The organism is Streptomyces sp. NPDC031100, from assembly GCF_055570785.1.
This window is the reverse complement of record NZ_JBVIGN010000026.1, coordinates 34,157-44,522: the sequence shown is the minus strand read 5'-3', so window position 1 is coordinate 44,522 and position 10,366 is coordinate 34,157. Positions and strand designations below refer to the sequence as shown.

The 10,366-nt window shown below is 70.4% G+C and carries 12 protein-coding genes and 2 pseudogenes; 10 read left to right on the top strand and 4 right to left on the bottom strand.

Annotated features, from left to right (window positions below):
• Positions 1-275 precede the first annotated feature (275 nt).
• Positions 276-1,166, bottom strand: a complete 891-nt coding sequence (locus tag ACZ5DS_RS42040) for an NADP-dependent oxidoreductase (protein ID WP_468249670.1) — start codon at positions 1,164-1,166, stop codon at positions 276-278.
• A gap of 132 nt (positions 1,167-1,298) precedes the next feature.
• On the opposite strand from ACZ5DS_RS42040, the gene ACZ5DS_RS42035 reads away from it, so the two are divergent.
• The 5 genes and pseudogenes from ACZ5DS_RS42035 to ACZ5DS_RS42015 form a co-directional block, all read left to right on the top strand.
• Positions 1,299-1,703: a winged helix-turn-helix transcriptional regulator gene (locus ACZ5DS_RS42035; protein ID WP_468249668.1), complete on the top strand. Its 405-nt coding sequence runs from the start codon at positions 1,299-1,301 to the stop codon at positions 1,701-1,703.
• Positions 1,704-1,900: 197 nt separating this feature from the next.
• On the top strand, positions 1,901-3,307 hold the full coding sequence (locus ACZ5DS_RS42030) for an MFS transporter (RefSeq protein WP_468249667.1): 1,407 nt from the start codon (positions 1,901-1,903) through the stop codon (positions 3,305-3,307).
• A gap of 85 nt (positions 3,308-3,392) precedes the next feature.
• On the top strand, positions 3,393-3,941 hold the full coding sequence (locus tag ACZ5DS_RS42025; protein ID WP_468249665.1) for a GNAT family N-acetyltransferase: 549 nt from the start codon (positions 3,393-3,395) through the stop codon (positions 3,939-3,941).
• Positions 3,938-4,156: pseudogene (locus tag ACZ5DS_RS42020) on the top strand (YciI family protein). Before ACZ5DS_RS42025 ends, ACZ5DS_RS42020 begins: the two are co-directional and overlap by 4 nt.
• 8 nt (positions 4,157-4,164) lie before the next feature.
• Positions 4,165-4,449, top strand: a pseudogene (locus tag ACZ5DS_RS42015) (sigma factor); the annotation flags it as partial.
• Positions 4,450-4,583: 134 nt separating this feature from the next.
• On the opposite strand, the gene ACZ5DS_RS42010 reads toward ACZ5DS_RS42015, so the two are convergent.
• On the bottom strand, positions 4,584-5,063 hold the full coding sequence (locus tag ACZ5DS_RS42010; protein ID WP_468249662.1) for a MarR family winged helix-turn-helix transcriptional regulator: 480 nt from the start codon (positions 5,061-5,063) through the stop codon (positions 4,584-4,586).
• 54 nt (positions 5,064-5,117) lie between these two features.
• Complete coding sequence (locus tag ACZ5DS_RS42005; protein ID WP_468249661.1) at positions 5,118-5,582, bottom strand: hypothetical protein; 465 nt, start codon at positions 5,580-5,582, stop codon at positions 5,118-5,120.
• Positions 5,583-5,722: 140 nt separating this feature from the next.
• On the opposite strand from ACZ5DS_RS42005, the gene ACZ5DS_RS42000 reads away from it, so the two are divergent.
• From ACZ5DS_RS42000 to ACZ5DS_RS41985, 4 genes are all read left to right on the top strand, one after another.
• A complete protein-coding gene (locus ACZ5DS_RS42000; protein ID WP_468249658.1) occupies positions 5,723-6,061 on the top strand; it encodes a YnfA family protein in 339 nt (112 codons plus the stop codon).
• Positions 6,062-6,112: 51 nt separating this feature from the next.
• Positions 6,113-6,889, top strand: a complete 777-nt coding sequence (locus ACZ5DS_RS41995) for an SDR family NAD(P)-dependent oxidoreductase (protein ID WP_468249656.1) — start codon at positions 6,113-6,115, stop codon at positions 6,887-6,889.
• The gene (locus ACZ5DS_RS41990) at positions 6,889-7,035 is read left to right on the top strand and encodes a hypothetical protein (protein WP_468249654.1); all 147 of its coding nucleotides are present in this window, start codon (positions 6,889-6,891) and stop codon (positions 7,033-7,035) included. Before ACZ5DS_RS41995 ends, ACZ5DS_RS41990 begins: the two co-directional genes overlap by 1 nt.
• Before the next feature lie 188 nt (positions 7,036-7,223).
• Complete coding sequence (locus tag ACZ5DS_RS41985; RefSeq protein WP_468249651.1) at positions 7,224-8,024, top strand: LAGLIDADG family homing endonuclease; 801 nt, start codon at positions 7,224-7,226, stop codon at positions 8,022-8,024.
• Positions 8,025-8,063: 39 nt separating this feature from the next.
• Here ACZ5DS_RS41985 and ACZ5DS_RS41980 read toward each other — a convergent pair whose 3' ends face one another.
• A complete protein-coding gene (locus ACZ5DS_RS41980) occupies positions 8,064-9,257 on the bottom strand; it encodes an RtcB family protein (RefSeq protein WP_468249649.1) in 1,194 nt (397 codons plus the stop codon).
• 214 nt (positions 9,258-9,471) lie between these two features.
• On the opposite strand from ACZ5DS_RS41980, the gene ACZ5DS_RS41975 reads away from it, so the two are divergent.
• On the top strand, positions 9,472-10,317 hold the full coding sequence (locus ACZ5DS_RS41975) for a DUF3558 domain-containing protein (RefSeq protein ID WP_468249647.1): 846 nt from the start codon (positions 9,472-9,474) through the stop codon (positions 10,315-10,317).
• Positions 10,318-10,366 lie beyond the last annotated feature (49 nt).

Sequence of the window (10,366 nt, the reverse complement as noted above, 5' to 3'; positions counted from 1 at the left end):
GCCTTGATCCGCTCGCGCTCGGTCGGCGTACGCCCCGTCGTGGGATCCGGCGTGACGTCGCCGACCGTGAAGATCCCGAACTGCATGGTCGCTCATCCTCCAGGTGGTTGACTGTTCAACTATATCCCTGAACGGCGACCCGGTCCGAGCTATTCCCTGCTCCCTGCGCGACGGCCGAAGATCGGTCGGGTCCCAGCCGGGGCGAGCGTCAGCCACCCGGCGGGGCGGGCACACCGACCGTCCGGCGGGGCGGGCGCATCAACCGCCCGCCTCCCCTACGGCACCAGCACCAGCCGTCCCCGCACCCCGCCCTCGGCCAGTCGGGCGTGCGCCTTGGCCGCCTCGTCCAGGGGGTAGGTCTCGGCCACCCGGAGGGTCAGCACCCCCTCGTCCACCAGCCGGACCAGCTCCGCCAGCCGGGCCCCGTCGGCGGTCACCGCCACGGCCGTGGTCCGGACCCCGCGCACCGGGGCGGGCTGGCGGCCGGGCTGGGCGCTGACGAAGACGCCGCCGTCCCGTACCCACTCCAGTGCCGGCTCCCCGAGCATCGCCGCGTCCAGCACCGCGTCCACGCTGCCCGGCGCAACCCCGTCGGCCGTGAAGTCCGCGGCCCCCAGGGACCGCACCAGCTCCTCGTCGGCCGCCCGGGCCTGCCCGGTCACCGCGATTCCCCGCTGCGCGGCGAGCTGGACGGCGAACCCGCCGACCGCGCCCGCGGCACCGGTCACCAGCAGCGACGCACCCGGCGCCAGGTCCATCAGGTCGAGGGCCTGGGCGGCGGTCAGCGCGTTCAGCGGCAGGGCGCCGGCGTGTACCGCGTCCACCGTGGCCGGCGCCTTGGCCACCGCGTCCGCCGGTGCGACGACGTACTCGGCGTGCGCGCCCAGCGGATCGGCCACGCCTGCCGCGAGCGCCACCACCTCGTCGCCGACCTGCCAGGCCGCGGCCACCCCCACCGCGTCCACCGTCCCGGCCACGTCCCAGCCGAGCCCCAGCGTCCGCCCCGCCCCGCCGAAGAAACCGGCCCGCACGGCCAGGTCCACGGGGTTCACCGCGCCGGCCGCCACCTTGATCCGCACCTGTCCGGCGCCCGGCTCCGGGATCGCCACGTCCGCGATCTCCACGGCCTCCGGACCGCCGAACGTCGTCACCACAGCAGCACGCATGTCAACTCTCCCCGATTACCAGGCATTTGATGTCTTTGCGGCTATTTCCCGGCCGCAGCACCAACCCTAGGAGAGCTACTATCCACTGGTAAGTAGTTACCTCAGAGTGCGTAGGGGACCCGGAGGAGAGCCATGGCGACTTTGACCGCAGCCCAGCGGCGCGAGCAGGCCCGTAACGACTACGACGCCTTCCTGGCCGCGTGCCCCACCAACCAGCTCCTCGGCCGGCTCAGCGACAAGTGGGTCAGCCTCGTCGTCGCGGCGCTCGCCCCCGGCCCCCAGCGCTACAGCGACATCGGCCGCAGGGTCGCCGGCGTCAGCCCCAAGATGCTCACCCAGACCCTGCGCACCCTGGAGCGCGACGGCATCGTCTCCCGCACGGTGACCCCGTCCGTCCCGGTCCGGGTCGACTACGAGCTCACCCCGCTCGGCCGCAGCCTGGCCGGCCTGCTGACCGCGGTGAAGGAGTGGGCGGAGACCCACTTCGTGGAGGTGCGGGACGCCCGCGAGCGGTACGACGCGGAGAACCCCGCCTGATCGCGCGGCGCCGTCGTCGTCATCGGGTACCTGTCCGTCTGCCGACGGCGGCGGGCCCACACGACCCTGATGATCCGCCGGACAGTGCCCAGCCGGGAAGCCGGTCTTTTGCCGCCTTCGCAAAACGACTGGGGCGCGGTCGGTGTGCGGCCACAGCATGGCCGGACAGACCCGCCCCCGACCCCGCGAGGTAGGACGTGACCGCAATCGCCGCGCCCCAGCCCGTTCAGCCGCCCCTGCTCAGCGCCCGAAGACGCTGGACGGTGCTGGCCGTCTGCTGCCTGAGCATGTTCCTGGTGGGCCTCGACACCACCATCGTCAACGTGGCCCTGCCGGCCGTCGGACAGGGCCTGGGCATCGGCACGCGCAGCCTCGAGTGGACCGTCGACACCTACACGCTCGTCCTGGCCGGCCTCCTGATCTCCTCCGGCGCACTGGCGGACCGGCTGGGCCGCCGCCGGGTGTTCCAGTCCGGCCTGGCCGTCTTCGGCGCCGCCTCGCTGGTGTGCGCCCTCGCACCGTCGGCGGGCCTGCTCGTCGGGGCCCGCGCGGTCCAAGGAGTGGGCGCCTCCATGCTGAGCCCCGTGGCCCTGGCCATCGTCGTCAACGCCATGCCGGACCCGAGAGAGCGAGCGCAGGCGATCGGCGTCTGGGCCTCGGTCTTCGGCCTCAGCATGGCCGCCGGCCCGGTCACGGGCGGGGCGCTCATCGCGGCGTTCGGCTGGCGGTCGGTGTTCTGGATCAACGCCCCGGTCATCGTGGCCGCCCTCGTCCTCAGCGCGGTGTTCGTGCCGGAGTCCCGGGCCGCGCACGGAGGACGGCGGCTCGACCTCCCGGGTCAGGTCCTGCTGACCGTGCTCATCGGGGTCACCGTCGCCGTCCTCATCGAAGGACCCCGCATCGGCTGGACCTCGCCCGCGGCCCTGACCGGGTACGCGGTCGCCACCCTGGCGACAGCCGGCTTCGTACGGGTCGAGACCCGTCGCCGCGAACCCCTCATGGACCTACGGCTCTTCAGGCGTCCGGCCTTCAGCGGCGCGGTCCTCGGCGCCGTGGCGGTCTTCGTCGCCCTGAACGTGACCCTGCTGCTCAACACCCTCTACCTGCAGCACACCCGCGGCTGGACACCCCTGGCCGCCGGCACCGCGACCCTGCCCATGGCACTGGCCGCAACCGTCTGCGCACCGCTGTCCGGGCACCTGGTCGGCCGCACCGGACCCCGGCCGCCGCTCCTCCTGGCCGGCGGCTTCATCACCGCGGGCGGTCTCTGCCTGGTCGGGCTCGACCGGCACACGAGCCTCCCGCTGCTCCTGACCGCCTACGCGCTCATCGGCGCCGGATTCGGCTTCGCCAACGCCCCGATCACCAACACCGCCGTGAGCGGACTGCCTCCCGCCCGCGCCGGGGTGGCCGGAGCCATCACCTCCACCGCACGCCAGCTCGGCTCCGCGCTCGGCATCGCCCTCGCCGGCGGCCTGGCCGCGGGCACCAACGCCGCGGGGCTCGCCCACGCGTCCCGCCCCGGCTGGCTCACGGTCGCCGCCTGCGGCCTGCTCCTGCTCCTCGTGGCCCAGGCATCACGCCCGCGGAACGAGACCCGCTAGGTGTATTGACTGCCGGAAAAGCCGGCCGAACGTCCAGCATCGCCCTCGGGAAAAGAACTTGGCCCGCCTCGTGGGCACTTGAAGAATGACGGCCATGCAAACGCGACAGGCTCGTCCCGATGACGCATCAGCAGTAGCTGGTGTCTACGTGCGCTCCTGGCGGGTCGCCTTTGCCGGTCTTGTCCCCCAGCACTACCTCGACGCCATGGACCCGAGCTACGAGGAGTCTGCGTGGAGGACACGCATCGCGGAGGCACAGTGGCCGGCGTCGGGAGTACTGGTGGCCGAAACCGAGGCGGGGATCGTGGGATTCACAGGATTCGGCCCATCTCAGGAGACCTCTGTCGGCGCGGAAATCGGCACGCTCTACGCACTGCCCGAGGCCTGGGGCACTGGGATCGGGAAACAGCTGATGCTGGCCACCTTGATGATTCTCGGACGGGCCGGCTACACCGAAGCCACCTTGTGGGTCCTGGAAGACAATGAACGTGCCCGGCGCTTCTACGAAGCCGCCGGCTGGCAGGCCGACGGCGCAGCCGTGGAGGACACCACCGGTGGCGGTTCCCTCAACAAGCTGCGTTACAGGCGCCGTCTTGGCCGGCCCAGCTTGCATGAACCCGCGGCAGGAGATTGATCCGGGTGCCGATGGACCAGTAGAGCCCGGAGGAGATCTCGGCGCATGTGCAGTACATGAACGACTTCGCGGCCCGGCTGGAGAAGACCGGCGAGTTCGTCGACGCTCAGGCGCTCGCCCCCGAGGGAGCGTGGGTCCGCTACGACGGCAAGCCGATCCACGAGTGGCTGGAGGTGCGCCCGTTCTACGGCGTGCAGCCCACCATCACGGAGTGACGTCACCGATGGACGAGGCCCTGCTCAGGAGCCTCACACCGAGCGTGCTCACCGTCCTCGTCCGCCGCGGAGCCGACTTCACGGCGGCCGAGGACGCCGTACAGGACGCTCTGGTCGAGGCGCTCCGGGTCTGGCCGGGGGTCTGGCCGGCCGACCCGCCCCGGGACGCGAGGGGCTGGCTGATCACCGTGGCCTGGCGCAAGTTCCTCGACGCGACCCGCGCGGACGCCGCCCGCCGCCGGCGCGAGGACCGGGCAGAGGAGGAGCCGGCGCCCGGACCCGCGGCACCGGGCGCACGGCCGGGTCGGCGGACGACGCCCCACCGCCGCCACAGAGGAAGTCCTCCGGGCCGCCCGCGACCTGCTGCCCGGCCCCGCCAGCTCGAAGCTCCCGCGAAGTAGGCAGACCCAGACGGCCTAGCCGTGGCCTATCCGCGCCCTTCCCGCAGCCGGGCGATCTGCTCCCCGCTGAACTCCACCGTCCGCTCCATGTGCCGGACGATCGCGGCCAGTTCCGTGTCGTCCAGCTCGTCGAAGATCCGGGACCAGTCACCGGCCAGCGCGTCCCACATGCGCCCGAACTCGGCGATCTTCTCCGGGACGGTCGCCACCAGCACGCGCCGCCGGTCCGTCGCGTCCCGCTGCCGTACGACGTACCCCGCCCGCTCCAGCCGGTCCACCAGCCGTGTCGCCGAGCCGGTCGTCAGGCCCGTCAGCTCGGCGACCCGGCCCGTGGTGACCGGCTCCTCCTCCAGCGTGAGCAGGTTCAGACACTGCAGATCGGTGGGGTGCAGCCCGATCCGGTCGGCGACGGCCTGGTTGAACAGGGCGTACGACGCCATGTACCGCCGGGACACCACGGACAGCTCCGCCAGCAGCCCGGACCGCGCGGTCCCGTTCCCGGCCATGCCGCACTCCCCTTCGTCTGCGTGGTGCAGAGATCGTACGACGGTCCCGGCGCCTCAGAAGGCGTACGCATCCCCGGTGTCGAGGACCAGCACCTTCAGCTGGTCGTTCGAGCGGTCCTTGTCCACCACACCTCCGTTCCAGGCGGTGGCCACCTCCAGCGTGACCTCCGACCGCTTGTCCTTCAGCCGCACCGGCACCTTGATCTGCTGCCCCGCTTCGTCCGCGGCCAGCGCCCCGGTCTCGCACACCACCGTCCGCTCGTCCGTCCGCGCGCACCCCTGCGGCAGGTGCTGCTGCTCGGCCAGCGGCGCCGACCAGCGCAGCAGCACGCTCGCGTCCGGTACGGCCGAGGGGCCGTTGTTGCTCGGAGTGAGCCGGACCTCCGCCTGGTCCCCGTTCAGGACCGCGCTCCCGTGGAAGGCCAGATCGGCCTCGGGCGTATCGGCCGCACCGGCCGCCCCGGCCACACCCGTCGCCACCGCCACGGCACCGCACGCACCCAGCACCCACGACCTCATCCGCATGCCACCTCGCCTCAGGTTTCGCCCTCTATGCCGTACGGATGCATGCCACGCGGGCGGGCCCGCCAGGCGCCCTCCAACAGGTGACACCACACCTGCCGGCGGGCGGCACCGCACCCGCGTGCGAAGCTGCCCGCATGTCGATCCTCCGCTCCGCCGCCCTGTTCGTCGTCGCCGCGCTGTTCGAGATCGGCGGCGCCTGGCTGGTCTGGCAGGGCCTGCGCGAACACCGCGGCTGGCTGTGGATGACCGGCGGGGTCCTGGCCCTCGGCGCGTACGGCTTCGTCGCCACGTTCCAGCCGGACGCCCACTTCGGCCGCATCCTGGCCGCCTACGGGGGGATCTTCGTGGCCGGGTCGATCCTGTGGGGCGTGGTCGCCGACGGCTTCCGCCCCGACCGCTGGGACATCACCGGAGCCCTGATCTGCCTGGCCGGCATGGCCGTGATCATGTGGGCACCGCGGAACGGCACCTGAGCCTCGCCTACGCTGGACGGAGTTTCGACCGACCGAGCCCAGGAGCAGCCCATGGCCACCGCCGCCCCGTCCGCCGCCTCCCGCATCGCCGTCGTCACGGGTGCGAGCAGCGGCATCGGCGCCGCCACGGCCCGGCAGCTCGCCGAGGCCGGCTACCGCGTCGTCCTCACGGCCCGCCGCAAGGACCGTATCGAGGCCCTGGCCGAGGAACTCACCACGGCGGGCCACTCGGCGACCGCGTACCAGCTGGACGTGACGGACCGCGCGGCCGTGGACGAGTTCGCGACGGCCTTCCGGACGATCGGTGTCCTGGTCAACAACGCCGGCGGAGCGCTGGGCGCCGACCCGGTGGAGAGCGGTGACCCGGCCGACTGGCGCACGATGTACGAGACGAACGTCATCGGCACCCTGAACGTCACCCAGGCCCTGCTGCCGAAGCTGGAGGCGAGCGGCGACGGCGTGGTGGTCGTGGTGTCCTCCACGGCGGGCCACGGCACGTACGAGGGCGGCGGGGGCTACGTCGCCGCCAAGCACGGCGCCCATGTCCTCGCCGAGACCCTCCGCCTGGAGATCCTCGGCCGGCCGGTCCGCGTCATCGAGATCGCCCCCGGCATGGTCAGGACCGACGAGTTCGCCCTGACCCGCTTCGGCGGCGACGCGGAGAAGGCGGCGAAGGTCTACCAGGGCGTGGCCGAGCCCCTCACCGCCGACGACGTGGCCGAGACGATCACCTGGGCGGTCACCCGCCCCAGCCACGTGAACGTCGACCTTCTGGTCCTGCGCCCCCGTGCCCAGGCGTCCAACACCAAGATCCACCGGGAGCTGTGATGACCGACGAGAACTCCCTGGAGAAACGCCGCCTGGAACAGGAGAAGAAGGACGAGCGCAAGGTCTGGTACTTCCTCGCCTACTTCCTCTTCGGCATCCACTTCGTGGCGTTCGTGATGATCTACGCGGTGCGGCACGCGAAGTGAGCCACGAGTAACCCACACGGGCGAACCTCATCGATCACCCGAACGGCAGGTGAACTGGCGACCTAGGCTCGCGCCACAACATCAATGCGACGGCCCTCGCCCGGGATGCCGGTCCTGAGCGAGGGCCTGACCAGCAAGGAAGTGGAGGCTTCCCTGTGGCTGAATGCGAGCCTAACGCCCATCGGTTCATGGACCTCACGGTGCCCGAGTATGCGTACATGTTCGGGTTCTTGCAGGCGGATGGATATTTGAAGCAAGGGCCAGGGCAGAAAGGGCAGTTGAGGGTCGAGATCAGCGTGCGGGACGCCGATCTCCTGCAGGCGTTCCAGAAGCTGACGCCGTACTACAGCAGCATCACCGGACGTACCCGATCCACAAACTTCGCTGAGACTCACACCTCGGCGATCTGGACCCTCTGCTCCCTGGACGCCCGGACCACACTCAACGAACTCGGCCTGCCCTACGGCCGGAAGTCCAAGACGATCGCTCCGCCGAACACCGCGTTCTCCCGTCGTGACTATCTCCGAGGCCTGATCGACGCAGACGGCTCGGTCGGCTTCACCAGCAAGGGCGTCCCCTTCGTCTCCCTGACCACGGCCAGTAGCGCCATCGTGGCCTGCCTGCGCGACTACGGCAGGGACGTGACAGGAGCCGAGCGCAGCCTCAAGCGCAACGCCCGCGACAACATCTACAACGTCCTCTACACGATGGAGGTGGCCCAGCGTCTGGCCGCTGATCTGTACTATCCCAGCTGCCTGTCCTTGGAGCGCAAGCACGCAGCCGCCGACTCGCTCTCGACGTGGGTACGTCCCGCAGGGATGAGGGCCGCGCACACGCAGCGCCGCTGGACTGAGACCGAAGACCGGATCCTGCTGGAGCTCAACAGCCCCGTGGCCGCCGCAGGGGTACTCGGCAGGACCACCCAGAGCTGCACTCTCCGCATCTGGCGCCTGCGCACCGGCCAAGTGCCCATGCCCAGCGATCAGTGACCAAGTAAGCGAGGCCCCCGGCACCGGGGGCCTTTCGCGTCAGCCCTTGACGCAGACGACCTGCTTCAGCTTCGCCACTACCTCCACCAGGTCCCGCTGCTGGTCGATGACCTGGTCGATCGACTTGTAGGCGCCCGGGATCTCGTCCACGACGCCGGAGTCCTTGCGACACTCCACGCCCCGGGTCTGATCCTCCAGGTCCTTCGTCGAGAAACGCTTCTTCGCCGCGTTACGGCTCATCCGCCGACCCGCGCCGTGCGAGGCCGAGTTGAAGGCCTTCTCGTTGCCGAGACCCTTCACGATGTACGACCCGGTGCCCATGGAGCCCGGGATGATCCCGTACTCGCCGGAGCCGGCCCGGATCGCGCCCTTGCGGGTGACGAGCAGATCCATGCCCTCGTACCGCTCCTCCGCAACGTAGTTGTGGTGGCAGGAGATCTCCTGCTCGAAGGTCGGCTTGGCCTTCTTGAACTCCTTGCGGATCACGTCCTTCAGGAGCGCCATCATGAGCATGCGGTTGTACTTGGCGTACTCCTGCGCCCAGAACAGGTCGTGCCGGTAGGCCGCCATCTGCGGGGTCTCCGCGACGAAGACGGCGAGGTCGCGGTCGACCAGGCCCTGGTTGTGCGGGAGCTTCTGGGCCACGCCGATGTGGTGCTCGGCGAGTTCCTTGCCGATGTTCCGGGAACCGGAGTGGAGCATGAGCCATACCGAATCAGACATATCGACACATACCTCTACAAAATGGTTTCCTTGGCCAAGGGTTCCCATCTGCGTAATCGCCCGCTCCCGCCGGAACTTCACAGAATCGGCGACCTGGTCAAACCGCCCCCAGAAGCCGTCCCACCCCGCCGTAGCCAGCCCGTGGAACATCCCCGGCCCCACGGGATCCTCATGCATCCCCCGCCCCACCGGAATAGCCTGCTCGATCTTCGACCGAAGCCGCGACAGATCCCCCGGCAGATCATTGGCGGTCAGTGACGTCTTCACCGCCGACATCCCGCACCCGATGTCCACCCCGACCGCCGCCGGGCACACCGCACCCTGCATCGCGATGACCGACCCGACCGTCGCACCCTTCCCGAAGTGCACGTCCGGCATGACCGCCAGGCCCTTGATCCACGGCAGGGTCGCCACGTTCTGGAGCTGGCACAGGGCCACGTCCTCGACCGTCGCGGGGTCGGTCCACATCCGGATCGGGACCTTCGCGCCCGGCATCTCCACGTACGACATACGTTCCTCAATCCCCCGACAAAACCAACAAAAGGCTTAAAAGCATCAAAACGCAAAATCGACGCCAAGGTCTACGAAAGGGACAGGAGACCGGCGTCCGCGGCAGTGCGTGCGATACACATTGTCTCCAGGGAGCGCCCCGCTGCGGCAAGCGAATAACCAGCGGGGACACTGGACCACCGAGCGAGCGCACACCGTCGAGAGGAGCCCGACCGTGCAGCGGAAGGCGTATGTAACCGGCATCGCCGCCCTCCTCGCGGCACTGCTGGCCGGCTGCACGAGCGGTTCCGGCGGCGACAGCCCGACGGACAACGCCAACCCGGACGGCGCCGGTACGGCGACGGTGGCGGCCCAGCCCGGCAAGTACCGCTCGCTCCCGGAGCCCTGCGGCGCGGTCGACCACGACACCCTCGACTCGCTGCTGCCCGGGATCAGGCAACTCGCCGACCCGGAGCAGCGGGACAAGGCCTACCAGGGCGAGGCCGCGCTCACCTACAACACCGACCGCAAGGTGGGCTGCCGCTGGAAGGTGGAGTCCGCCGACGCAACGGACCGCCTCTCGGTCGACTTCGAGCGCGTGGTGTCGTACGACAACACGGTCAGCGACGACGACCAGGCGCAGAAGCTGTTCCAGGAGATGGAGACGGCCGCCGACCTGCCCGAGCCGAGTTCCTCCGCCTCCGCCTCCGCCTCCACTCCCACGCCCACCTCCTCCTCGACCACCGGCTCGCCCACCCCCACGGCCGGCGCGAGCGACATGGCCTCCCCCTCCCCCTCCCTCTCTCCCTCGGACAGCTCCTCGGGGGCCGCTCCGGCCGATCTCCAGCCCCGCGTGCTGTCCGATCTCGGTGACGAGGCGTATCTGGACGACCAGCTGAGCACGTCCGGTTCGACGGCCGAGCCGCGGACGGTGACTGTGGTGTTCCGCACGTCCAACGTCGTCGTCACCATCGAGTACGAGGAGCAGCCGATGGCGACGGGAACGGTCCCGGACAGCAAGGAAATGCAGGACAGGGCCCGTAATCTGGCCTCCCAGCTGGACGACACCCTCAACGGCTGACCCCCGCCGGCGCCCGGTGTGCCGCCGCCCGCAAAGCGAGCGAACGGAA